We start from the raw sequence: 23,817 nt of genomic DNA, 5'->3' as shown, positions 1-23,817 counted from the left end.
TAAAGGCGAGTGGAATTTCTCGGTGGGTTATACCAATCTGCCGGTCTTGGAGGAATGGTAATGTTAAGATCTGTGAAAGCTCAGGATTACATGTGTGAAGACCTGATCACGTTCACTCCGGAAACGGATCTTTTTGAAGCGATTAATAAACTGCTGGATTACCGTATTACTGGTGCTCCGGTTGTAGATAAAAATGGGGGCCTTGTAGGCCTTATGTCGGAAGTGGATTGCCTGAAAGCCATCCTGACCCTTACCTACCATGAAGAAGAGATGGGCGGTATTGTTGGTACCTACATGTCGGAAGAGGTTCATACCATTAACCACGATGCTGACATCATTAAAGTGGCAGAAGAGTTTATTAACAATAAGCGTCGTCGCCTGCCGGTAGTAAAAGATGGTAAACTGATCGGCCAGATCAGCCGTCGAGACGTGTTACGTGCAGTAGAGCAGTTTGCACAAGACGGTTAATCAGTTTTGTATATTACCGAAGCCGCAGCAGGACTGCGGCTTTTTTGTCTGTAAGGTATATTTGGCCAGATGAGCTACCACTTTCCTGAAACGCCCATTCTTCTTTATCCCTCGCTTGCTGAAACCGTTGGTGTTGAAGCCGCTGTACTTATGACGCTATATCAGCAACAGGCACAACGCTTGGAAGCTTTATCTACAAGTGGCAGCAAGCCTGAGCTGATTTTATCTGCGCAACAGTGGCTAGAATTAGGGCGTTTTTGGGATGAGGAGAACCTGGCTCAACTGACCAATATTCTGGTTGAGGCGGGCTTTATTGATGCAACTTTTGCTCATGATGGTAGGGTAAGAATCCGCTTCCCCGAACCCGTTAGCGCTAGTTCTGAGGCATTTGAGCAGGTTGAAGAGGTTATCGAAGAACCGGAAATTGAGATGGTGAGTCGGCTACCTGTGGTTGAAGCTGTACCTCCTACACCTCCGGTTGAGGCCTACAGCTCAGAACCCTATTCAGCTCAAGATACACCTTACTACCCAGACACTCCGAATCAGCCGGTAACCCCTCCGAGCAGGGAGCAAAGGCAACCTAATCCCGGTCCTGCTCCAACTTTTGGCGGTAGTATAGGTTGGGCACGTAAAGCTCAACAGATGCGTTCCGGGCAGGGTGATGAATTGCAGGCTAAATTCTTCCAGCAGGAGCAGTTGAAGAAGCAGCTTCAGGCTATGGATCTGGGCTGGCAACCCTCGCAAAATTTCTATGCGCTGTTACCGCGTCACAGTATTTCTGTGCAGTTTGCCCAGAGCTGTCTGGACGAATTTGTGCTGTACTGGTTAGATAAAGATCGTAAAGAGACTAACTGGGACCAGAAATTCCTTGGCTGGGTGAAAAGAGAGTGGGTCAAAAAACAGACCCAAGAAGGCCGCCAGCAGCGTTTAAGTAACGAACAAAATACAGGTTTTAGCCATGAAAACCCCCGCAGAGATACTCGCGAAAACAGAAAACGGGTTACCGCAGCAGTCATGGACATCAAAGACACCGACTGGTGAAGAAACTCAATCTGAGTCTGCTCCCCGTGATCTGAGCGTTGAAACCAAGACGCTGGTGAACATGATCTTTGCCCGTTTTATGGCGATCTATGGTCACAAGTTTAAAAGCTGTTTTGAAACTCAGGATGAGATCCGTATCGCCAAACGTGAGTGGGCTCTTAGTTTGGGTGGTTATTCCGAGCAGGAGCTGGTGGCTGCAATCGATTACTGCAAAGAACACAGTGCGTGGATGCCAACTATCTCTGAGTTTCTAAAAGTTCTGCGAAATCTCACTGGTGACCATGGTTTGCCCGCTGGAAAACATGCTTATGAAGAAGCATGCTTGCATGCGGATCACGCATCGACACACAAATGGAGTCATCCCGCGATCTATCATGCAGGCAAAGCGACGGGTTGGTTCCGTCTACGTACTGAAGATGAACCGAATGTTTTTCCCGATTTTAGATACAACTATGATGTGATCTGTCGCAGGGTTCGCGCAGGTGAAGAGCTGGACCTCCCGGTTCCCGTTGCACTGCCGGATAAAAGTGATGTGTCTCTGTTTACCTTTATCCAGAGTTGGGGTGAAGAGCATAATCTGAAGCCGGAAGTTGCTAGTAAGTGGCTGTTTTATCTGACAAAGCCTAAAGGCACTCAGGTGCGCGAACGCTTCCGCAAACATGCTCAGGTTGAAGCCTCCGCAATGGGTATTGAGTTACCGGATGATTACCAATAAAGGACGAGTCATCCGGCTGCGGTTTTAAAAAGGGCCGCTTCAATATTATGTTTCTTCAATAGCTTATAAAAGTCTGTTCGGTTTCTTCCTGCTATTTTCGCCGCTTGGGTTACATTCCCTTCAGTGATGCGTAGAACTTTTGTCAGGTAACGCTGCTCAAATTCTGCGCGAGCATCATTAAAGTTTGGGATGACCTGTTCCTGATTAGCCAATGCGCGGACTACCGCTGTTTCACTAATCACCGGTGTATTGCTTAATGCGGTCACCTTTTCGATTATGTTCTCTAACTGGCGGACATTTCCCGGCCAGGATGACTGAGCCAGTAGTTGCAGAGCTTCAGAGGCAATATTCTTTACCGAAGGGTTATGTCTTTCTGCGGCCCGTTCAACAAAATAGCGCGCCAGCGGTGGTATATCTTCAGGCCTTTCCGAGAGAGGAGGTAGGTGAAGATTGACTACATTTAAGCGATAAAACAGATCTTCCCTGAATTCTCCCTGTTGCATCGTTTGTTCAAGGTCTCTGTGAGTTGCTGAAATAATACGTACATCTACAGAGATGTTTTCAGTGCTGCCTACCGGCCTAATCTGACGTTCCTGCAATACACGAAGCAGCTTCACCTGCAACGGCATCGGCATGTCGCCGATCTCATCGAGAAAAAGAGTACCACCATTTGCGGCTAAAAATAGCCCTTCATGCTTGTTTACGGCACCGGTAAAAGCGCCTTTGGCGTGCCCAAAAAGTTCTGATTCGAGTAGCTGTTCCGGCAAGGCGCCACAGTTAATTGCAATAAACGGTTTCTTACTTCTATCACTTGCCTTGTGCACAGCTCGGGCCATCAGTTCTTTACCACTGCCGCTCGGGCCAGTAATCAGAACGCTTACGTTGGAGCTGGCGATCTGCTCGGCTTCAGCGAGAAGGTTTTCCATAACAGGGCTACGGCTGATAATGTCACTACGCCATTCGCCACTGTTACGACTGGTGCCTTTAAGCGCATCTTCAAGGGTTTGCAGTAACTGTTCTCTATCGATCGGTTTAGTGAGAAACCCAAAGACCCCTTGTTGAGTTGCTGTCACTGCTTCAGGGATTGATCCATGGGCGGTGATAATAACTACGGGAAGTTGAGGAAAACGTGCTTGTGCTTGATGGAATAATGCCAGACCATCCATGCCCTCCATGCGTAGGTCGGTCAGCAGTAGATCAATCTCATCATTCAACATGTTCAGGGCGCATTCGCCACTTTCGGCACAGCTGACCTTATAGCCGCTGGCTTCCAATCGCATTGCCAATAACTTGAGAAGGGATTGGTCATCATCAACCAGTAGGATATGTGGTCTCATTGTTGTCCCTCCCGTTGTTGATTCAAGTCCGACTCAATCTGGGTGAGCGCATCGATTTTAATTTGTAAAAGCTGATTTTGAGACTGTAGGTTGTCCTGCTCGGCTCTCAGCCAAAGCAGGGCCGTTGTGTACTGATCACGTAGGTGAATATATTGGTCCCCTGGACAGGCTTGCTGCAGGTTCAGTCTGAGCTTGGAAAAGTGGAGCTTAGCCTGTTGTAGCTGCTCTGTTGAAGAGTAAGGGGTGGACATAAGCAGAGCAGTCATTGCTCGGTTGTTATCTTTTATGGCTGTCTGCAGAAGTTTGCTGCGTAGTGTTGGTGCATTCAGAAAACGTTTTTCCGTAGCCTGCAGCAGATAAAGCTCTTGTTGCTTAATCTGACAGTTGGCGGTTTCAACTGACTTGTCTGAAATTATAAGCGGTTTTAACTGACATCCTTGTAGAAAGAGTAACAAAAAAAAGAAGCTGTATTTAATCATTCTGAATAAATCCTTCCCGAGATAGTGAAATACGGAAGCCGACACGGTTACTTGCGTTTTGAATGAGAGCGACAGATGCGCCGATTAATTCTGCGGAATCTTTGACAATACTTAATCCAATACCTGAGCCTTTGACAGGACCCTTGCGACGATTCTGACCCTGATAGAAAGGTTCGAATAAGTGCGGAATATCGTGCTCAGGAATGACGGGACCATCGTTTATTACATCGATACAGAGTTGTTCATTGTTATCATCTATCGTGATAGTCAGCTGGCCGTTATCAGAACCATAAAGTGCGGCATTGGAGATCAGGTTGCCCACAATACGGACAAGCATGGTGCGGTCGGTGAGAAGCCGGGCATTGGTTGAAGGGACAGAAAGTTTGATCTGTTTCTGTTCCAGCAATAGTTTGAAGGGCTCAACTGCTTCTTGTAGTACCGAGGTAATTGCTGTGTCTTGGTGGGTAAGAGGTTCATTCTGACTTAAACGACTGTAATCCAGAAGTTGCTCAATCAAAGTCTGGAGCTGTCGTGAATTGTTTTGCAGAAGCTGCACCACTTCCATCTGATTGGAATTGAGCTTGCCCGTAATCTGATCGGCGAGCAGGTCTGAGCCTTCTCTGAGCGTAGTTAGAGGCGTCTTTAGTTCATGGGACATATGACGCAAAAAGCGTTGTTTCTCTTTTTCCACTTCGGCAAGACGTTCAGTCAGCCAATCAAGCTGTTGTTCAAGGTGAACAAGTTCATCAGGGCCTCCGACTTTATCACCTTGGTACTCTTCCCCTGTCCCTAGAGCCTGAATGCGTGAGGTGATTCGGTTTACGGGGCGAATGATACTCAGGCTGAAAAATAGAATTAACAGGGCTTCAATCGCTAAAAGCAGTAGAGTAAGTGTACTGAGCTGGGTTTGGGTGTGTTGGGCAGTTTCATTTAGGGCATGCAGGCGTTTATCCAGAATCTGATCAACCTGTTGGTTAATCTTCCGGGTCAGGTTAAGCAGCGAACCTGTTTCGCTCTGATGTGAGTGTTTAAAAACGTCTAGCAACTCATGAATTGGCTGCAGGCTTTGCGGATCTTCCAGAAGAAAGCTGTGAACGGTTAATTGTTGCTGGTACTCAGAAAGAAACTGTTCCAGCCGTTGCTTGATCTCATCTTTCTTAACGACTTGGTACTGTCTGGCTGAACGGGTAATGTCTTCGGCTAATCGCTCCAGAGTTTGCCCCCTGCGGGTTACTTCCAGTGCTTGTTGTGCCAGTACACGCCCCTCAGCTGATTGCTCTACTAAAGCGTTGGTTGCGTAATAAATCAGTGCTCCAAACGGGGTGACTACAACCAGAAATGACAGAAGCACAAGCTGTTTTAGTGAGCTTAACCGCCAAGGATTTCGATTCTGGTTGAACATAAATTAAACGCTATTTTTAAACAACTGTATGATTGGTGGCCTATTATCTCTCAATCGCAACCTTCTTGGTATTAATTGGAGTGATTTCATCTTCTTTATCGAAAAAACTCCGCCCGGCGTTAAACCGGACAGAGTTGCTGCAGAGCGTGTCTCGGGGGAAGGGGAGGCCCTGCGGGGTTGCTATCTAGGCGTGTTACAGAGTGTGTAAAGAAGCCATAGCAATAAAGGTTTTTGTCTGCGTTGTTTCCACCTTTCTTTCAACTTGTCTTTCGAGCTGAAGTTTTGAAAACTCTTCAACACTTAAGAAACCATCATTGTTAGCATCAATTTTTTTGAAGCCTTTAACGAGTGCCGGAGAAACCTGGGCTTCTTGAGGGCTAACCTTGCCGTCTTTGTCCTGATCCAACTGGTCAAAGAAACGAGGTTTCTGCGGAATCTCTTCAACAGTGATAGCGGGAGGTGTGACTTGCTGAGTTGTTGATTCGGTTTTCAAATCAGCCATTGCCGCACCGGAAGTTGCCGAAAGCAGGAAGAAGGAAGCCAAGTGGTGTAATTTCATTATATCTCTCCAAGCGAATTATATAGATCAAAAAAATTTAAATTCGTTGGGGATATATCAAAGGCTGTACCAATATTTAAAAGTCTTTATATAACAATCGGTTAAATGGTTATTTTTGCTTTTGAAGGGAATCAGACCGCAGAGAAGAGTTAAAACCTGGAAAATTATGTCTCCAATTGGAGACAGTGAAGTGTTCAATAAGTATTCATTCTCTTATTTATCAATAGCTTATAAGGTTTCCAAATAGCGACATGACTTGTGAATAGTTAGCTTTTAACACCACTGAGTATCCGGTTCTTCTATAACAGGGTTACTCAGCTTACCAATTCCTTCAATCTCAATGGTCACTCGATCACCGGGTTTCATATAACCACGGGGTTTCATTTTCACGCCGACACCTGAGCAGGTACCGGTAGCAATGACATCCCCTGGCATCAGAGTGCATACCGTGGAAAGGGTCTCTACCAGCTGATAGCAATCAAAGATCAGGTTTGAGGTGTTGGAATGCTGGCGCAGTTGATTGTTAACCCAAGTTTTCAGTTCCAGGTTGTGTGGATCAATTTCATCAGCGGTGACTATCCATGGTCCCATAGGGCCGTGAGTGTCGAAGGATTTACCCAGTGTCCATGTAGGCGCTTTGATCTGCCAGTCGCGCACCGATACATCGTTCACGATGGTGTAACCGGCTATGACCTCAGCTGCTTTCTCCTTAGGGACATGGCGGCATTGTTTACCGATTACTAGCGCAAGCTCACCTTCATAATCCAGCTTTTCGGAAACCCGTGGGCGATGAATAGCTTTCTCAGGGCCAATAATACAGCTGCTCTGTTTATTGAAGATGGTTGGGAAATCGGGAGTATCCAGGCCGGTCTCAGCAATATGATCGGCGTAGTTTAACCCTACACCAAGAAATTTCTGTGGATTTGATATAGGTGCTAGCAGTTGTACATCTGATAGAGACAGATCGTTGTTACCTGCAAGAGCTAGCAGTTTGGATTGAGCCTCTAGCCCGGTACTCAGAAATGGGATCATCTCTTGAGGCAAGGATAAATCGAGCCAGCTAGGTGTCACTTGATCATCCTTTACTATGCCAACCCCAGTTCGTCCCTGATAAGAAATTGTTGCCAGCTTCACAAAAAATCACCCGCTTTCGAAACTATTTTCCGGAACCGTACTCTATTCTGGGGAGATAGGAAAGCGATACCCAATAGAGTGATAACGATAAGAAAACGGAGAGTGGGTGATGAGTAATTTGAATTTCTGGGTGGCTATAGCGGTAACAGGAGCAACTGGTTTGTCTGCAAATTTTGTTAATGCATCTGAGCAGATTGTTATTGAGGCCGGTGCATTTCAAATGGGGTGCTCTATAGGAGATACCGTCTGTGAAAATGATGAGGGGCCAGAAGGGGGGATATCAGTGAATGTTCCCACCTTCAAAATTGATCAACATGAAGTATCGGTAGCTGAATATGAAGCTTGTATCGCAGCAGGTAAATGCCAGCGTCCTAAAGATCACCAGCGTAATAAGTACTGCAATGTGGGTGCGGAAGGGCGTGGGGATCACCCAGCGAACTGTGTCGATTGGCAGGAAGCGTTGGATTACTGCAGCTGGAAAGGAGGACGTCTGCCGTATGAGTCAGAGTGGGAGAAAGCTGCTAGAGCTAATAGCCAGAGTCGTTACCCTTGGGGACAGGTTGTGAGTTGTAAACACGCTATCCTTGACGATGGCAAAACAATGGGTTCCGTCCCCAATGAACCTGATGGTTGTGGTGAAGATCGAACCTGGCCACGTGGGAGCCATGCAACCAACGGCTATGGCTTGCATGATATGCATGGTAATGCGGGCGAATGGACTATGAACTGGTATGACAAAGATGGAATCAAGCGTTATGCCGGTGGTGACCTGAAAGGTCCAGATAATGGTCGCCAGCGTGTGGTGAGAGGCGGCTCATGGGATGAAAATGTGAATAACCTGCGCAGTTCATTCCGTAATGTTAAACCACCTGTAAGTGGTCGATCTATCTACGGTTCAATCGGTTTTCGCTGTGCTTATGATGTGAAATAGCGCGAGCAGTATTTTGTAGGGACAGGTTTAAACCTGTCCCTTAAACCAAGCAAAACGGTTCAGTGTTTTGGAGCGTGTAGGGCGCTCATGATGTTTTTGACAATCGCCTCATACTTTTGTGGTTCCGGGCGTTTTGTACTTAGCACCCTTAAGCCCCAAATGTTGGTCATCAGGTAGGTTGCCATATCTTCAGGCACAAGGTTCTTATCCACTTCGCCTTTCTCTTGTGCTTTGATCAGTGCTTCGCGGAAATGGCTTTCAAGACCATCAAGGTAACCGCTGATCCGCTCACGAATATGGTCATCCTCTGTGGCTAGCTCCAGCATGGTGTTAACCATCAGGCAGCCTTTGCCAATGTTATCAGCTGCCAGATCCTTACAAAAACAGTCAAAGAAAGTTTCGATCCCCTCAATTGGGGAATCAGCTTCGCCAACGATGGTGGAAACACGGGACAGACTACGGGCAGCGTAAGTGTCGATCACTTCAATAAAGAGGTCTCGTTTACTTTTAAACGCTCCGTAGAGGGAACCAGGCTTTAAGCTAGTAGCGTTAACAAGATCAGTTACGGATGTAGCACTGTAGCCTGTTCTCCAGAAAACTCCCATCGCTTTCTCAAGAACATCGGTACGATCAAATTCAGCCGGTCTTGCCATTCTTTTGCCCTCCATGTTCAATTCACCTATTATCGGGTGACTCAATCGTTCAGGCAAGACCAACATTAGCATGAGAAACCATAAGTTTAGGCACTCTGCTTCTTTCTTTCTTATTCCTTTTCTTTTTTTGGCCGGGTGCCAGACATCACCGCAGCACGCTCAGGGGGATGAAGGGCCTCTTTTTCGGCGTGGTGTCATTTCCACTGATGGTGTACAGCTTACCTTTAAGCCTTGCTACGTAAGAAAAACGGAATCTATTACAGACCATAGCGGCCGATTAGCGACTCGTTTCAAACGAACGGGTGAGCCGTCCGTTTATGCGGAAATGAGTGGTGACCGGATTGTGCCAGGCGAACCATGGCAAGTTTACAGTGTTCACTTGATGGGAGGGAATCAGTTTACCTGTCACTATGAATTGCAGGGAAATGAGTATCGTGCCGCAGGTGATCGTCCTGTTTGGGTAGCGGATGTACGTGAAGAAACCATAAATGTACAGATTTATGATCAGCTGTCCCATCTGGTTTTCCCGAGAGGTGAGCCGGTCAATTTAGGTAACGGATTGGAGTGGGATAGTACAATCCGGGCAGAAGGGCTAAGACGTAGCCTTAATCTGAAACTATTGAGACAGCCGTGCCGTGATCGATATGGAATCGATTATGAATACAGTGCCGAAATGAGCGTATTAGGTCGATCTTTTACGGGGTGTGCCCGTGAAGGTAATTTGGATCTGCGAACTTTGCCGGGGCTCTATAGTTCTGAGTTGTCTGAAACAGCAGATATTAGCCGGTTTATATCCATGGATCTGACCTCTGAGTATGAAGTAATCCTGACGCAGGATTACCGTAATGACCAGCCACTCATTGTGCAGAAAGGAACATGGAAGCGTCTATCCTCAGACAAAATTATTGTGCACCTGACGGAGATTGATGGTCGCAATGAGAACGAGGTTATGGTTTTTAAACGTAATAAAGCTGGTGGATTGGTGCTACAGGGGTTTAGTCCTACATACGGTCATGACGGACTGCGTTTTGAACGGGCAGGGCCTGACCGGACTTTCCGGAAATAATCTTTAAGAAGGAAAAGTTTCTTTGCTGGTCTAGCTTTACAGAAGGGACAGATTTAAATCTGTCCCTCCAAGGGGGGGCTACAGGTTGCTTAACAGTAGATCTTTAGCCTGATTAATTTTGGCTGCCAGATAGTCACTACCACCCCGATCTGGATGGTTTTTTTGCATCAGTTTGCGGTGGGCTGCAACTATATCTTCTTTGCTGCAACCTGGTGTAAGCCCCAGAATTTCATAGGCCTCCTGTACCGACATTGATCCACTGCCACCTGAATTTTGATATTCAGAACTGGTTTCCGGATCATCTTCTCTCCAACTATCCCCAAAACGTTTATCCAGATAGGCTTCGAGTAAACGCGCGGATTCTGAATCCTGCTGGCGACAGTAGCTCAGAAGTTGGATAAATTCCTGTTCAGACAGATTACCTAACTCTTGGCCCTTTAAAGGGCCTTCCAAAACTGTCCCGTACATCACCCCGGAATCATGATTCAGACTCATAGCAATAATACGGGTTTTCACTTCTGATTGATTACCACTGCTTTGTCTTGTTTGTTGGCGCTGCTTATACGCTTGGCTTAAGAAGGGCAAAAGACGTATCAGTATAGGGAATAAATTACGGGCAAAGGGCAGTAAGCCGGCAAAGATTGCTGCGATCCAGTGCAGGCGACCAGTAAGTGCCATCAATAAAACAAAAAGTGAGATTACGACCAGCAGTAACAGAATAAGGACTCCCGCCCGCTTTTTCTTTGGCAGGGAGCGAATCCAGAATACGACTAACAACCCAATTCCGGCTAGAAGAACGAGACTGACAGGATTCACATAAACCTCTTACGTATTATTTAAGTTGTTCTAGCAGATTAACTACTGCTTGATCTTTGCCTTTGCTAAAGTGCTGCAGTGCTTTTTTGCCTCCAGCTGCATAGACCGCGACAGCCGCTAAAAGTTGCTTCAATAAGTGGGCGCTTTGATTATTGAAGGAATGGTACGCGCCGCCAGATAAGCGGGCAATCTCTTTCAGTGCTCTTTTCGTTACCAGTTCATTTCCTTCCTGAAAAACGAATACCGGTGTATTAAGTAGTCCCAGCTCTCCAGCCATCTGACAGAGGTGATCAACACTTTCTTCCATACTGTCGCCGATATAGATGACTGCCTGAATCTGTCGCTTGCGGGTTTCTGTAAGAGCATGGTGGAGAACGCGGCCAATCTGGGTATGTCCTGCCGCACAATGTACACGGCTCATTATCTGTAATAACTGATCAGCATCGGTTAGCCAGTCACTGTGTTGGAAGTCGTTAAAACCCCTGAAATAACAGAGTTGTAGAGCCAAACCTCCTAGTTTACCTGCTTCAATAAACATCGAATTTTGCAGATGACTGGCATGATCCCAGGTAGGTTGTCGGCTGGCGGTTGCATCCAGAGCAAACAGAATCTTCCCTTTCTCTGCAGTCGAAACAGGAACAGGTGCTTTATTCAGCTGCTTGATAAACGTATCCAGCTCCTGTGAGGAGGAAACCGTCAGTTTTTTTGAGTTATGTTTCATTTCTGTATTGTGCTACATCATGTCTGTTTAAGTATAGCGAGGAGGTAGAGGACAGACTAAGTTGCTTAGGTTAAGATCGGCTTAAATTAGAAAAGGAGTTTGGGTATGCGTAATCTTATTATTGCGGGAGCTGTGGTTGCTGTAGGCGCTGCGGGTTATATGGTCAGTCAGCAAGGAGATGACGGAGGTCCAGACCAAGAGCCAAAAACTGCAGCGGTTAAAAGCAGTGTGCTCGATTACATACCTGCTGATACGGTGTTCTTTTCCGGTCAACTGGAGCCTTTCCCGCTAAAAGGTTATCTGCAAAATACCACTTTTGCACAGACTGCTGTTCCAGAAGAGCTAATCTATGAGCTGGAGCATGAGCGTGATCCGCAAAAACTTTTCTTCTCCAGTCTAATTCAGACTTACTTCCAGGCGGCTACGTCTGCTGCAAGCTTCCAGAAAACCTTTGGTCTGCCTGATAAATTGGAAGGGGCTGTATATGCAGTAGGTCTGTTACCGGTTGTTCGCTACAAGTCGAGTGATAGTCAGGCAATCTGGAGCCTATTTGATAAAGCGGAGCAGGACAGTGGTTACAAGCATGAGCTGCGAACCCTGAAAGGCCTTCAATACCGAGTGTACCCTCTTACACCACAGGGTGGTGATGATCAGAAAGGGCCTGAAAAGTTGGAACTTCTGGTAGCGGAACAGGATAGCTGGGTTACGATTACCCTCAACAGCCATTTAAACACTGAGCAGGATCTGGAGGTGGCATTTGCACTTAAGAAACCGGCCAGCTCTTTACAGAATACCGGTGTGGTTCAGGCTATTCAGAAAAAACATAATTATTTGCCGCACAGCATCGCTTATTTTGATCATAAAGCGCTGGTAACAGCGTTCACCACGGAAAACGGCAATTCGCTGGCAACTATGATTACCAAAGCGATACAGCAAGGCAATGATAAGCAGGCTCTCGCTGAGGTGCGTAACCCTGATTGTCAGGCTGAAATGGGTGAGATTGTAGCTAGCTGGCCACGTACAGTGATGGGCATGCGTGAGATGGACATCAGTGAACAGCGTAGTTATATGAAGGCCTCTATGATCGTAGAGAGCAGCAATAGCTCTGTGATGAAAGCATTGGCTTCCATACAGGGTTTTATCCCTTCATACCTTAAAGAGAAACAGATCTTTGGTTATGGCATAGGGATTGATGCTAATAAGCTGAATCCTGCACTGTCCTCCATCTGGAGTGCCGTTCTTGAGCCTACATACAAATGTGCTCCTCTACAGGAGATGCAACAATCTATGCAGCAGTCCAATCCGGCTGCCTTGGCTATGTTTACTGGCATGGTTCAGGGAGTGAAAGGGGTTGGTATGGCAGTGCAGGATTTCTCGGTAAATCTAAATGGGCCACAACCACAGGTAGACTCAATCCAGGGGCTGATCAGTCTTTCAGCGGACAATCCGGAAGTGCTGTTCAATATGGCGAAAAACTTTGCGCCGCCACTGGCGGGTATTGAGTTGCCTACAGATGGTACACCGGTTGATCTGAGTACAGTGATGCCTGCACCTCCTGAGGTCAATATCAAACCGATGTTGGCTCTAAAAGGTAAGCATTTGGTGATCTATTCCGGTGAGAAAGGGGAGCAGCAAGCAAACTCACTGGCCCAGGAGCAGCCAGTGAGTAATGGTTTGATGAATCTGTCTCTGGATTACAAAGAGATGCTATCGCCAATCATCCCTGTGCTAGAAACCAATGCAGCTGATCCTGAAGTCACTAAGCAGCTACAAATACTTAAAGATATGGATATGCATGTGACAATGGATATTGACCTGAGTGCAGATGGCATTGAGATCAGCAGTGTGGCTGATATGAAAGCGCCTGCGAATTAGGTGACAAACTAGTTTGCTAAATGCATATCCTGGGTGTAGTGGTTCTTATGTGTTTAGAACCACTCATCCTTGCGCTTACGGCGTTTAGGGAAATACGGAAGTAATAGCCCCAGAATAACGCCGCCCAACGCTACTAGACCACCGTGAGTAAACCAGCGCATCAGGTTGCTTTCATCACTGGACTCAATTTGGAAGTTCAGCTCTTTGATAGTGGTATTCAGCTGTTCTACTTCGCTGGTTAGTGAGACATTTTTCTGCTTTAGGGAATCCGACTCTGTCTGCAACTGGTCAATCTTCAGTGTCTGTTGTTTAACGATGGACTGACTTTTTTCCAAACTGCTCTGCAGTTTAGGTAAGCGGACAGAGATACTATCTCCGGCATCTACAGCACCCGGCTCTACCCAGCCAATGCGTCCCTTGGGCATACGGATTTGTGTGTATTTAGTCTTGGCATCACGTTTCAGTATTTCGACTGCTGTACCGCTACGGATACGGGTGATGATTCGGTATTCATTACTAGGGCCGTTATGCACATAGACCATCGCATCGTCTGCGATGTGTCCTTTTTCTGCTTGAGCGACTGTTGAAAACAGGAATAGAGTAAGAAGAAGTACTTTTTTCATTGATACAAGTGTTTGAATGCTGGAAATTGGCATATTGTACGGATTAAACTCCACTCTTAACAGGCTGTTATTGCAGTTCATACCCGTTTGGGTTCTGTTAATCTTTGTTCTGCTTTAATTCGCTAAATTTTTTATAAGTCTCAGGGGAACGGTATGGAAAATTTCTTTGATAGCTACGTCTTTCCATGGATTGTGGATATTGCGCTGGCGCTGGCGATCTTCTTTGTAGGTCGTTGGATTGTAAAACAGCTGGTTAAGCTGACGCAGCGTTTACTTCGCAAGGCTAAGGTTGAGGATATGTTGGTTAACTTCATCTCTTCAATTGTCAATGTTGTGTTGCTGCTGTTTGTTATAGTGGCTTCTTTGAATCAGTTGGGTGTAGATACTACCTCGTTGATTGCTTTGCTGGGTGCTGCAGGTCTGGCTATCGGTTTGTCTTTGCAGGATTCACTGAAGAATTTTGCAGCGGGTGTGATGCTGATTGTTTTCAAACCGTTCCGTGAAGGCGATTTCGTTGAAGCTGCTGGTGTTGCTGCGGTTGTAGAGCATATTCAGATTTTCAACACTATTATGCGTACCGGTGATAACCGTGAAGTGATTATCCCTAATGGCGCTATCTACAGTGGCGTTATTACTAACTTCTCTGCACGTGATACCCGCCGTGTAGATATGGTATTTGGCATCGGTTATGACGATGACCTGCGTAAAGCTAAGCAGATTCTGGCTGAGATCATCGAAGCTGATGAACGCGTTCTTAAAGATCCTGCTCCGGTAATCGCTCTGTCGGAACTGGCTGATAGCAGTGTTAACTTTGTTGTTCGTCCATGGGTAAACTCTGCTGACTACTGGGCAGTACTGTGGGATACAACTGAAGCGGTTAAACTGCGCTTTGATGAAGAGGGTATTAGCATCCCTTACCCGCAGATGGACGTTCATCTGCATAAGCAGGAAGAAGCTTAAATCGTTATAGGATAGATTGGATGAGGGGACAGGTTTAAACCTGTCCCCTTTTTTATTCAGAACCCATATAGCGCTTACGCTTTTTAGCTTTTACGTGTTCGATATCAACCAACACCAAGCCATCTACACAGTAATTAAAATCTGCATCAACACCAAAGTCGAGAAAGCGGACGCCCCCATCTTCACAGAGTTCGCTGTATTGTTTGTATAGAGTAGGGACACTTACGCCGAGAAATTCGAGTTGTTCTTTTAGAACACGGAAATCAGCTTTGTAATCATCGCCCGCAAACATCCGTTCCATATTTGTTCTGGTTTCGTCATCCAGACTGTATGGTGAGAAGGAACGCCCTAGATCTTCGCTATCACTGAAGTAGTGACTGTAGAACCAGATCAGCATGTCTTTGGCTACTTTAGGGTAGCTATTGCTTAGGCTAACCGGGCCAAACATATACCGAACTTCTGGATGCTTGCGAAGATAGGCACCGATACCGTACCAGAGGTAATCTAAACTGCGTTTGCCCCAGTACTTCGGTTGCACAAAGCTTCGGCCTAACTCAATCCCTTTTTCAAAGTAGGGCTGCATCTGCTCGCCATATTTGAACAGTGTTGAGCTGTAGAGATCGTTCTCAGGATCAGCCATCTTACCTGCTTCTGCCAGCCTATAGGCTCCGGCGATCTCCAACTCATCTTCATCCCATAGAATAAGGTGGCGGTAGCTCTGGTCATAGTGGTCCAGATCTTTTTTACCGCCAGTTCCTTCACCCACACAACGGAATGCGATCTCGCGTAAACGACCAACCTCCTGAATCACTGCGGATTCAGCTTTGTAATCGAACAGATAGATTTTTTTCCCATCGGATGTTTCGCCGAGAAGCTCAGATTCCCTTAACTCCTGTTTCAGGGCCTGTCGGGCCTGAGGGTGGGCGATGGTTTTTTCTGTGATAAACAGAGGCTTCTTATTTTTAGCAATACGGTACAGATGCTTCTTCAGCAGCTTAGCTTTCTCTGTTGTAGAGACTGGAACAGCATCGATCTGACTGAATGGAATCGGCTCGCCTACATGCATTGGGATGGTGACGGAGTGTTTGTTGAACATCTCACGTGCCAGCATGATGGTAGACAGTGCTTTATTGATATAGGAAACACTGTAGAACAAAGATGAGTTCTTGCCGCCGATAAAGATTGGAAGTACCGGCGCATTGGCTTTACGGGCAAAGCGGATAAAGCCGCTGTTCCACTTGTCATCTTTAACACCGGTAATGCCAGCCCGGGAAACTTCACCTGCTGGGAAAACAATAATTGCTTGTTCCTGATGCAGTGCTTCCACAATTCGAGCGATATCACGTTTTCGCGTACTTTTTCCCAGATTATCTACCGGAAGGAACAGGTTCTTAATTGGATCAAAATTCATCAGCACGTCATTGGCAACGATTTTAACGTCGCGGCGCACTTCACCCACCATCTTCAACAGGGCGAGGCCATCTAACGCCCCAAGGGGGTGATTTGCGATAATGACAACCCGCCCGGAAGAAGGAATATTGCTTCGATCACGGTTGCTTATGCTGTAGCCGAAATTGAAGTATTCCAGCACCCGGTCAATAAATTCAAAGCCCTTGGCATCTTTGTTCAGTTCTAAAAAGGAGTTGATCTCATTTTCATGAACAAGTTTGCGCAGCATATAAAGCGCTGAGCGTTTAAATGGAGCTGGCTTTTCAACAAAGGCAGGATATTTACTGATAAGAGCCTTCTCTACGTCGATAGCAGGCTCTCTAATGATGAGGTTATTTTCACGTGTGTTCATAACGTGAAAAATATATGAGGGTTTTGTGACCAGGCGTTGACGAAAAATTTACGTTTTAATGACAGGATCTAAACGGGATCAGTTGCTTGTATCCTGTTCGGACATGGCTTTACTCCAGAGGTCATTATCCTCTTTGCGGCGGCCTTTGTTTTTGCGTCGGTCGGGATTGTCAGGTTCAAAGCGAACATCTGCACGGCGATCCTTCAATTCACGGCGATCCTTTCCTGAACGTACATTGCTGCCATGAGGATCAGAACTGGTCATTTCTAAACTCCAATACTTCAGCTCTATAGAAATAGAGGGAACCCTGAGCAGGAATATGAGGAAGAGAGGGGCCTGCTCAGAGTTCCAGAAGTCATATTCACCTTCAGCATAGCAAAGAATTAGATGTTTACACTTTTATGGATTATTATTTAGCTGTATAAATAAACAGTATTTTGTTTTCTGAATTATTTGAGATGCAACGAAAGATTATTCATTGCGACTGTGATTGTTTTTTTGCTGCCGTAGAAATGAGAGATGATCCTACTCTGCGTGAGGTGCCTATGGCTGTGGGTGGCAGCTCAGATCGCAGAGGAGTGATCTCCACCTGTAATTATTTGGCACGTGAGTATGGTGTACGTTCAGCCATGTCCACAGCCCATGCTTTGCGTTTATGTCCCGATTTGAAAGTGATTTCGGGCAATATGTCTAAATATAAGCTGGCTTCCCAGCAGGTAATGCAGATCTTTCTTGATTACACTGACACGATTGAACCTTTGTCCCTCGATGAAGCATTTCTGGATGTGACCGGCACTGAGCTGTGTCGAGGTAGTGCCACACTGATTGCCGAAGAGATACGCGACCGGGTACGCAATGAAGTAGGAATTACCATCTCAGCGGGGGTTGCGCCCAATAAGTTTCTGGCAAAGGTCGCCAGCGATTGGAATAAGCCTGATGGCCTCTTTGTTGTGAAACCTGATCAGGTGGATGATTTTGTTGCGCAACTACCTGTAAAGAAGATATCGGGTGTAGGCGAGAAAACAGCTCTAAGATTACAAGAGTTGGGCGTTGAAACATGCGCCGACCTTCGTATGAAGACACTGGCTCAGCTAGTAGAACGTTTTGGTAAGTTTGGTAAACGTCTGTTTGAGTTGGCGAGGGGTAACGATAACCGACCTGTCAGGGTGAGCCGAGAACGGAAATCGGTGAGTATTGAGCATACTTATGCGCAGGATCTACCTGATCTGCAAAGCTGCCTTGAACAGTTACCGGTTTTGCTGGATGAACTGGAAACCCGATTCGCCAAACATAAGAAAACCAGGGAAATAGCGGGTACGGTAGTTAAGGTGAAGTTTCATGATTTTGTCCAGACGACCGCCGAGCATGCAGTTGCAATGCCGGAGGAATCACACTTTCGCCAGCTACTGATTGATGCATATAGTAGGGGGAATCGTGCTGTCCGATTGATCGGAGTAGGTTACCGTCTTAAACCCGAAAGTGCTGATCAACCGGAGCAACTGAATCTGCTTAATTGAGGCTATTGAGGTACGTTTGCATGCAAGGATCTACTAAACCGCAGAGTCCTGAGCTGGATAATTTACGTCTACGTGTCGCAGCTTTTAAATCAGAGTACCGAGCTGGTCCTGAAAAATGGCCTTTTCGCTGTTGTGAATTAGCACTTCAATCACTGGAACAGGGGAATTATGGTGTTGGGGCTGTTTTAATTGATCGAAACGGAGAGCTTCTAACTGAAGCGGGTAATGCGGTTTTTTATCCACGGTTTGATTCTTCAGCCCATGCTGAAATGAGAGTATTGAACCAATTTGAAGAAAACTACCCCGGTTATGAGGATCGTCAGGGGCTGACTTTATTCGCTTCTCTTGAGCCTTGCCCGATGTGCTGCAGCCGGATTCTAGCAGCGGGAATTGGACAAATAATATACCTGGCAGAAGACAAAGATGGCGGTATGATGTCGCGCTGCGAAAAAATGCCACCGGCGTGGATTAATATTTCGCAACTTGCTGAAATTTCTAAATTTAAGGGGAATGTTGAGCTAATTAATCTGGCTTCAGATTTAGCAGTTGCACAACTTTCCTCCCTGCGCGAAAAACTAATCAGCGTTATTCGCCCCTGAACGCCTGTAATTGCCCCCCTTATTTGCTATACTCGCGCGCTTTCTATAACTGATGTTTTTTTGATCAGCTCCCTCCGAGGTTCTAAATGTTTCAATTGCTTGTGTCACGGACACAAACTATGAAAGGAGATCTCCTTTCAGGTCTTACGGTTGCACTGGCCCTAGTGCCTGAAGCGGTAGCTTTTGCTTTTGTTGCGGGTGTAGAGCCTTTGGTAGGGCTGTATGCCGCGTTTATGGTTGGTTTAATCACTGCCGCAATAGGCGGTCGACCAGGCATGATCTCCGGTGCAACAGGCGCGCTGGCAGTGGTTATGGTGAGCTTAGTGGCTCAACATGGTGTTGAATATCTGTTTGCCACTGTGGTGTTAATGGGGATTATCCAAGTGCTGGCGGGGGTATTCAGGCTTGGTAAGTTTATCCGTCTGGTGCCACATCCGGTTATGCTCGGATTTGTGAACGGTCTGGCGATCGTAATATTCCTCGCCCAGATGAAGCAGTTCCAGTTCACCGATGAGAACGGTGCACTGCAGTGGCTGCAGGGTGAGCAAATGATGATGATGTTAGGACTTGTATTCCTGACGATGGCTATCATCCACTTCCTGCCTAAGCTGACTCGCGCAATTCCTTCTTCGTTGGCTGCGATTGTGACTGTGACGTTGCTGGTGATTGGCCTGGATCTGGACGCACGTACGGTACAGGAAGTATTGGCTGATATGACCGGTGATCCTGCAGCAACAATTGCGGGTGGTCTACCGCAGTTCCATATTCCAATGGTGCCAATTGATATGGAAACCCTGCGTATTATCTTCCCTTATGCATTGATTCTGGCGGCTATCGGTTTGATTGAATCCCTGCTGACATTAACCCTGATAGATGAGATGACAGAAACGCGTGGTCGCGGTAATAAAGAGTGTATCGGCCAGGGCGTTGCTAACGTAGCAACAGGTTTCTTTGGTGGTATGGGCGGTTGTGCGATGATCGGCCAGAGTATGATTAATATCAACTCAGGTGGTCGTGGTCGTGCTTCGGGTATCTCAGCAGCATTGTTCCTGCTGGCTTTCATTCTTGTCGGTTCAAGCCTGATTGAGATGATCCCAGTAGCTGCGCTGGTGGGTGTCATGTTTATTGTGGTAATCGGCACTTTCGAGTGGGCGAGCTTCCGTCTATGGGGCAAAATTCCTAAGTCTGATCTGATCGTTGTTGTTGCCGTAACAGGTGTAACTGTATGGCAGGATCTTGCGATCGCAGTAGTGGTTGGTGTGATTATCTCTGCGCTGGTATTTGCTTGGAAACACGCAAGTAACATGTCTTTTGAAATTCGTGATGAATACGACACCAAGGTTTACAAGCCAAACGGCCCGTTGTTCTTTGCTTCAATTCAGGCATTCCGTGATCAGTTTAATCCACGTATGGACCCACCTGAGGTTATCGTAGATTTTGCTAACTGCCGGGTAATGGATCATTCAGGTATCGAAGCGATTGATTCTCTGGCTGAACGCTATGAGAAAGCGGGTAAAGAGCTGCACCTGCGTCATCTGAGTCCAGAGTGCCGTAACTTGCTAACTAAAGCCGGTAATCTGGTTGAAGTGAATGTGATTGAAGATCCAAAATATAAAGTGGCGGATGACAGTCTGGCCTAAGGTTTGGATTAGGGGATAGATTTAAATCTGCCCCCCTTTTATAAAACGCATACAAAAAAGCCCGGTAACTGAAGAGTTACCGGGCTTTGTATTTAAACTTTTTAAAGCTTAGTTGGCCTGCAATGCTTCAGCAGAGAAAGAGATACCTGCCCAGCCTTTCTGCATAAAGTTACGGATATTGCCGTGATCACTGCCTTCAGGAGTATTCAAAACATCCTGATAAAAACGACCAAAGCATTTCAGAGTCTGTTCTTCTGATAAACCATTCAGCTTAGCGAATGCGAAAATTTTGCAGCTGCCTTCGTTTTGACCAGCTTCGTTGTGAACATCACCGTTATCGAAAGCGGTAGGTGTATAGCTGTAGTTGTCAGTGATTACCTGAATAGTGTCTTCAAAATCCAACTCAGTATTCGTACCAATCTGCTGCAGAAATTCATTCAGCGTCATTCTGATGGTCCTTATTTCAAATTAAAGAGAGTGTGCAGGGATCATAGTTTTCTGGTCGGTTTTTGCAACCAGTTTTAGGATCACTGTAAAAATTTGACCGGGATCATCTGTTGTTTCTGTTTTGTAACAAAACCGCTCATCAGGCAGGACAAATCCGTTATCTGGAGTACACTGAAAATTGAGAGGGGCAGGCAAGCAGGATAGTTTTAAGGATTATTGATAGGGATAGTTTCGCGGCCTGTGTGAAGGATAACAATAAGAGGAGAAGAGCCATGTTAACTTATCAAGAATGCGTAGACATGAGCGGCCTGACTCCAGGCGAAGTTAGCGCAATTGCAGAACATGAGCATGTAGATTCAATCATCGCTGTTGCGATGGGGAATTACCTAGTTGAGCATGAGGGCGAGAAATTGATCAAGAAGATCATTCTCGACGATATTGCTAAAGCTGAGCGTAGCGGCGATGAGAAACATGCTGAGGTGTTGCGCAAAGTTATGCAGCACTTTATTGCTACACATCCAGACAACGGGTGAATGAAGACAGGTTTAATCTTGAGCTTCACACCAAAAGGGCCTTTTCAGGCCCTTCTTTTTTTAGGCTTCAGTAAAATCGATCAGGAGATTGGCTGGCGATTTTCAGTGTTGAGAATGGTCAGTAGTGTCTGACTATGTTCGGCAGCATCATGCCCAAGTGGTGTTAGGTAGCCACCATCTGTCTGCGTGATTAATCCTTTATCATATAAACGTTGTGTCGCTGCAATAACTTCGGGTTTTGCGGACGAGTGAACTTTAATCCCTTCCTGTGTTGAGTTAAGGCTGAACAGATTGAGCACGTTGAGTTCTTGAACAATATTATCGTTATAAGGCATGAGTACTCCAAAGGTCTCTGGCTGAACAATAGGGTACAGCATAGCGGTTGTAAGACGCTTTGTATTGCTCTTATTGTGATTTAAATCAGATGGTTGTTTTTTGGTATGCGGGAAAGGTCAGGGGAGCTGTCAGGACAAAAAAAGAGCCGGTATAAATACCAGCTCTTTTTAGATTTGAATCTACAGTTTATTTAATCCGCATACCCGGCTGTGCGCCTTCATCCGGATTCAGGATCCACAGGTCTTCGCCACCAGGACCGGCTGCCAGAACCATGCCTTCAGATACACCAAACTTCATCTTACGTGGTGCCAGGTTGGCTACCATCACAGTCAGCTTGCCTTCCAGATCTTCAGGCTTGTACGCAGACTTAATGCCAGCGAATACGTTGCGGGTTTCGCCGCCCAGATCCAGTGTCAGCTGCAGTAATTTGTCAGCGCCTTTCACGTGTTCAGCTTTAGCGATACGCACAACACGCAGGTCAACTTTCGCAAAATCCGGGAACTCGATGGTATCAGCGATAGGTTCATCAGCCAGAGGGCCTTTATTCGCTTTCTCTGCTTTTGCAGCTTCAGCCGCAGCAGCTCCCAGAACCGTTTTAGTCTCTTCGATAATCGCGTTAACTCTTTCTTCTTCCACACGCTGCATCAACGGCTTGAACTTGTTGATCTTATGGGAAAGCAGTGGCTGCTGAATCGAATCCCAGGCCATATCTTCCACATTCAGGAATGCTTGCGCATCTTCTGCCACTTTTGGCAGCACCGGTGCCAAATAGGTCAGAATAACGCGGAACAGGTTGATACCCATGGAGCAGCAGTCCTGAACTTCCTGCTCTTTACCTTCCTGTTTAGCCAGAACCCAAGGCTCTGCTGCATCGATGTACTGGTTGGCTTTATCTGCCAAGGCCATAATTTCACGCATCGCTTTACCGTATTCACGGTTTTCATAAGCGTCAGCGATGCTGTCGCCAGAGGCAACGGCTTCTTCGTACAGCGCTGGCAAAGCCAGCTCAGCTGCCATCTCACCATCAAACTTCTTCTTAATGAAGCCTGCGCAACGCGAAGCGATGTTGATTACCTTGTTTACCAGATCCGCATTTACACGCATACGGAAGTCTTCAAGGTTAAGGTCGATATCATCGATACCTGAGCTTAGTTTTGCTGCAAAATAGTAACGCAGGTACTCAGGACGCAGATGGTTCAGGTAAGTTTCCGCCATGACAAAGGTGCCACGGGACTTGGACATCTTCTGCCCATCTACGGTTAGGAAACCGTGGCAGAACACACCGTTAGGCTTACGGAAGCCAGCGCCTTCCAGCATTGCTGGCCAGAACAGGGTGTGGAAATAGGCGATATCTTTACCGATGAAGTGGTATAGCTCGGCATCAGAAGATTCTGACCAGTACTCGTCAAAATCAACGCCGTTTTTGTCACACCAGTTTTTGAAGCTGGCCATGTAACCGATTGGGGCATCCAACCAAACGTAGAAGTATTTGCCTGGCGCATCCGGGATCTCAAACCCCCAGTAAGGTGCATCACGGGAGATATCCCAGTTCTGCAGACCTGACTCAAACCACTCATTCAGTTTGTGAATCATCTGTTCCTGAACGTGGTTGTCTACCCAGCTACGCAGGAACTCTTCGAAATCACCCAGTTTGAAGAAGTAGTGCTCAGACTCTTTCTCTATTGGCTTGGCGCCAGACACAGCAGAGTAGGCATTTTTCAGCTCAACCGGGCTGTAGGTAGCACCACATTTCTCACAAGAATCACCATACTGATCGGGTTCACCACATTTAGGGCAATCACCTTTTACGAAACGGTCCGGCAGGAACATCTCTTTTTCAGGGTCGTAAGCCTGGGTGATGGTTTTCTTCGCAATATGACCGCCATCACGCAGGGAGGTGTAGATCAAAGAGGCAAAGTGTTTATTCTCTTCAGAATGAGTTGAGTAGTAGTTATCGAACCCAACCATAAAACCGGAGAAGTCGCGCTGGTGTTCCGTGCTTACTTTATCGATAAGCTCCTGCGGAGAGATTCCCATCTGATCAGCTTTAAGCATGATCGGAGTTCCGTGTGCATCATCGGCACAAACATATGTGCATTGATGTCCGCGCTGCTTCTGGAAACGAACCCAGATATCAGTCTGGATATATTCCACTAGGTGACCC

General features: G+C 46.5%; 25 protein-coding genes. 11 read left to right on the top strand and 14 right to left on the bottom strand.

All coding sequences use genetic code 11. The annotated features are described in order from the left end of the window. Window positions 1-60: 60 nt before the first annotated feature. From GY843_RS01025 to GY843_RS01015, 3 genes are all read left to right on the top strand, one after another. The gene (locus tag GY843_RS01025; RefSeq protein WP_297305861.1) at window positions 61-468 is read left to right on the top strand and encodes a CBS domain-containing protein; all 408 of its coding nucleotides are present in this window, start codon (window positions 61-63) and stop codon (window positions 466-468) included. 69 nt (window positions 469-537) lie between these two features. Then, window positions 538-1,509 carry a DnaT-like ssDNA-binding domain-containing protein gene (locus tag GY843_RS01020; protein WP_297305860.1) on the top strand — a complete coding sequence of 324 codons (972 nt, stop codon included), beginning with the start codon at window positions 538-540 and terminating at the stop codon, window positions 1,507-1,509. Next, a complete protein-coding gene (locus GY843_RS01015) occupies window positions 1,427-2,224 on the top strand; it encodes a replication protein P (RefSeq protein ID WP_297305859.1) in 798 nt (265 codons plus the stop codon). The genes GY843_RS01020 and GY843_RS01015 overlap by 83 nt, the downstream gene beginning before the upstream one ends. An 8-nt stretch (window positions 2,225-2,232) precedes the next feature. Here GY843_RS01015 and GY843_RS01010 read toward each other — a convergent pair whose 3' ends face one another. From GY843_RS01010 to GY843_RS00990, 5 genes are all read right to left on the bottom strand, one after another. Beyond that, entirely contained in the window at window positions 2,233-3,561 is a 1,329-nt protein-coding gene (locus GY843_RS01010) for a sigma 54-interacting transcriptional regulator (RefSeq protein ID WP_297305858.1), read from the bottom strand. Further along, on the bottom strand, window positions 3,558-4,040 hold the full coding sequence (locus tag GY843_RS01005; RefSeq protein WP_297305857.1) for a hypothetical protein: 483 nt from the start codon (window positions 4,038-4,040) through the stop codon (window positions 3,558-3,560). Before GY843_RS01005 ends, GY843_RS01010 begins: the two co-directional genes overlap by 4 nt. Further along, entirely contained in the window at window positions 4,033-5,391 is a 1,359-nt protein-coding gene (locus GY843_RS01000) for a HAMP domain-containing sensor histidine kinase (protein WP_297305856.1), read from the bottom strand. The genes GY843_RS01005 and GY843_RS01000 overlap by 8 nt, the downstream gene beginning before the upstream one ends. A 244-nt stretch (window positions 5,392-5,635) precedes the next feature. Beyond that, window positions 5,636-6,001, bottom strand: a complete 366-nt coding sequence (locus GY843_RS00995) for a hypothetical protein (protein WP_297305855.1) — start codon at window positions 5,999-6,001, stop codon at window positions 5,636-5,638. Window positions 6,002-6,274: 273 nt separating this feature from the next. Further along, window positions 6,275-7,135 carry a fumarylacetoacetate hydrolase family protein gene (locus GY843_RS00990; protein WP_297305854.1) on the bottom strand — a complete coding sequence of 287 codons (861 nt, stop codon included), beginning with the start codon at window positions 7,133-7,135 and terminating at the stop codon, window positions 6,275-6,277. A gap of 109 nt (window positions 7,136-7,244) precedes the next feature. On the opposite strand from GY843_RS00990, the gene GY843_RS00985 reads away from it, so the two are divergent. Further along, window positions 7,245-8,066, top strand: a complete 822-nt coding sequence (locus tag GY843_RS00985) for a formylglycine-generating enzyme family protein (protein WP_297305853.1) — start codon at window positions 7,245-7,247, stop codon at window positions 8,064-8,066. 59 nt (window positions 8,067-8,125) lie between these two features. Here GY843_RS00985 and GY843_RS00980 read toward each other — a convergent pair whose 3' ends face one another. Beyond that, complete coding sequence (locus GY843_RS00980; RefSeq protein ID WP_297305852.1) at window positions 8,126-8,719, bottom strand: TetR/AcrR family transcriptional regulator; 594 nt, start codon at window positions 8,717-8,719, stop codon at window positions 8,126-8,128. 70 nt (window positions 8,720-8,789) lie between these two features. Between GY843_RS00980 and GY843_RS00975 the strand changes: the two genes are divergently transcribed. Beyond that, complete coding sequence (locus GY843_RS00975) at window positions 8,790-9,785, top strand: hypothetical protein (protein ID WP_297305851.1); 996 nt, start codon at window positions 8,790-8,792, stop codon at window positions 9,783-9,785. A 78-nt stretch (window positions 9,786-9,863) separates the two neighbouring features. On the opposite strand, the gene GY843_RS00970 is transcribed toward GY843_RS00975, so the two are convergent. Together GY843_RS00970 and GY843_RS00965 are read right to left on the bottom strand one after the other, a co-directional pair. Continuing rightward, the gene (locus GY843_RS00970) at window positions 9,864-10,601 is read right to left on the bottom strand and encodes a DnaJ domain-containing protein (protein ID WP_297305850.1); all 738 of its coding nucleotides are present in this window, start codon (window positions 10,599-10,601) and stop codon (window positions 9,864-9,866) included. Between the two features lie 16 nt (window positions 10,602-10,617). After that, window positions 10,618-11,322, bottom strand: coding sequence for a VWA domain-containing protein (locus tag GY843_RS00965; RefSeq protein ID WP_297305849.1), 705 nt, complete (start codon window positions 11,320-11,322; stop codon window positions 10,618-10,620). A gap of 105 nt (window positions 11,323-11,427) precedes the next feature. On the opposite strand from GY843_RS00965, the gene GY843_RS00960 reads away from it, so the two are divergent. Next, the gene (locus GY843_RS00960; protein ID WP_297305848.1) at window positions 11,428-13,197 is read left to right on the top strand and encodes a hypothetical protein; all 1,770 of its coding nucleotides are present in this window, start codon (window positions 11,428-11,430) and stop codon (window positions 13,195-13,197) included. A gap of 53 nt (window positions 13,198-13,250) precedes the next feature. On the opposite strand, the gene GY843_RS00955 is transcribed toward GY843_RS00960, so the two are convergent. Beyond that, window positions 13,251-13,820, bottom strand: coding sequence for a TIGR04211 family SH3 domain-containing protein (locus GY843_RS00955; RefSeq protein WP_297305847.1), 570 nt, complete (start codon window positions 13,818-13,820; stop codon window positions 13,251-13,253). Window positions 13,821-13,973: 153 nt separating this feature from the next. Here GY843_RS00955 and GY843_RS00950 point away from each other — a divergent pair, with 153 nt between their 5' ends. Continuing rightward, on the top strand, window positions 13,974-14,780 hold the full coding sequence (locus GY843_RS00950; RefSeq protein ID WP_297305846.1) for a mechanosensitive ion channel domain-containing protein: 807 nt from the start codon (window positions 13,974-13,976) through the stop codon (window positions 14,778-14,780). A 52-nt stretch (window positions 14,781-14,832) separates the two neighbouring features. Here the strand turns inward: GY843_RS00950 and GY843_RS00945 are convergent, their stop codons facing one another. Both GY843_RS00945 and GY843_RS00940 read right to left on the bottom strand, forming a co-directional pair. Then, a complete protein-coding gene (locus GY843_RS00945) occupies window positions 14,833-16,581 on the bottom strand; it encodes a GNAT family N-acyltransferase (RefSeq protein WP_297305845.1) in 1,749 nt (582 codons plus the stop codon). A 78-nt stretch (window positions 16,582-16,659) separates the two neighbouring features. Continuing rightward, on the bottom strand, window positions 16,660-16,845 hold the full coding sequence (locus GY843_RS00940) for a hypothetical protein (RefSeq protein ID WP_297305844.1): 186 nt from the start codon (window positions 16,843-16,845) through the stop codon (window positions 16,660-16,662). Window positions 16,846-17,039: 194 nt separating this feature from the next. Here GY843_RS00940 and dinB point away from each other — a divergent pair, with 194 nt between their 5' ends. The 3 genes from dinB to GY843_RS00925 all read left to right on the top strand — a co-directional run bounded on the left by dinB (window position 17,040) and on the right by GY843_RS00925 (window position 20,337). Continuing rightward, window positions 17,040-18,098, top strand: a complete 1,059-nt coding sequence (gene dinB, locus GY843_RS00935) for a DNA polymerase IV (RefSeq protein WP_297305843.1) — start codon at window positions 17,040-17,042, stop codon at window positions 18,096-18,098. Window positions 18,099-18,118: 20 nt separating this feature from the next. Continuing rightward, the gene (locus GY843_RS00930) at window positions 18,119-18,697 is read left to right on the top strand and encodes a nucleoside deaminase (protein ID WP_297305842.1); all 579 of its coding nucleotides are present in this window, start codon (window positions 18,119-18,121) and stop codon (window positions 18,695-18,697) included. Between the two features lie 86 nt (window positions 18,698-18,783). Further along, window positions 18,784-20,337, top strand: a complete 1,554-nt coding sequence (locus GY843_RS00925; RefSeq protein ID WP_367183781.1) for a SulP family inorganic anion transporter — start codon at window positions 18,784-18,786, stop codon at window positions 20,335-20,337. A 108-nt stretch (window positions 20,338-20,445) separates the two neighbouring features. Here GY843_RS00925 and GY843_RS00920 read toward each other — a convergent pair whose 3' ends face one another. After that, on the bottom strand, window positions 20,446-20,784 hold the full coding sequence (locus GY843_RS00920; RefSeq protein ID WP_297305840.1) for a HopJ type III effector protein: 339 nt from the start codon (window positions 20,782-20,784) through the stop codon (window positions 20,446-20,448). Between the two features lie 272 nt (window positions 20,785-21,056). On the opposite strand from GY843_RS00920, the gene GY843_RS00915 reads away from it, so the two are divergent. Beyond that, entirely contained in the window at window positions 21,057-21,317 is a 261-nt protein-coding gene (locus GY843_RS00915; RefSeq protein ID WP_297305839.1) for a hypothetical protein, read from the top strand. Between the two features lie 80 nt (window positions 21,318-21,397). On the opposite strand, the gene GY843_RS00910 is transcribed toward GY843_RS00915, so the two are convergent. Beyond that, a complete protein-coding gene (locus tag GY843_RS00910; RefSeq protein ID WP_297305838.1) occupies window positions 21,398-21,652 on the bottom strand; it encodes a TIGR02647 family protein in 255 nt (84 codons plus the stop codon). Window positions 21,653-21,839: 187 nt separating this feature from the next. Then, window positions 21,840-23,817, bottom strand: a 1,978-nt coding sequence (gene metG / locus GY843_RS00905) for a methionine--tRNA ligase (RefSeq protein ID WP_297305837.1), incomplete at its 5' end; no start/stop codon positions are given.

The sequence above is a fragment of the Neptuniibacter sp. genome (assembly GCF_024231755.1).
Lineage (GTDB): Bacteria > Pseudomonadota > Gammaproteobacteria > Pseudomonadales > Balneatricaceae > Neptuniibacter.
This window is presented reverse-complemented; position numbering and strand designations above follow the sequence as displayed.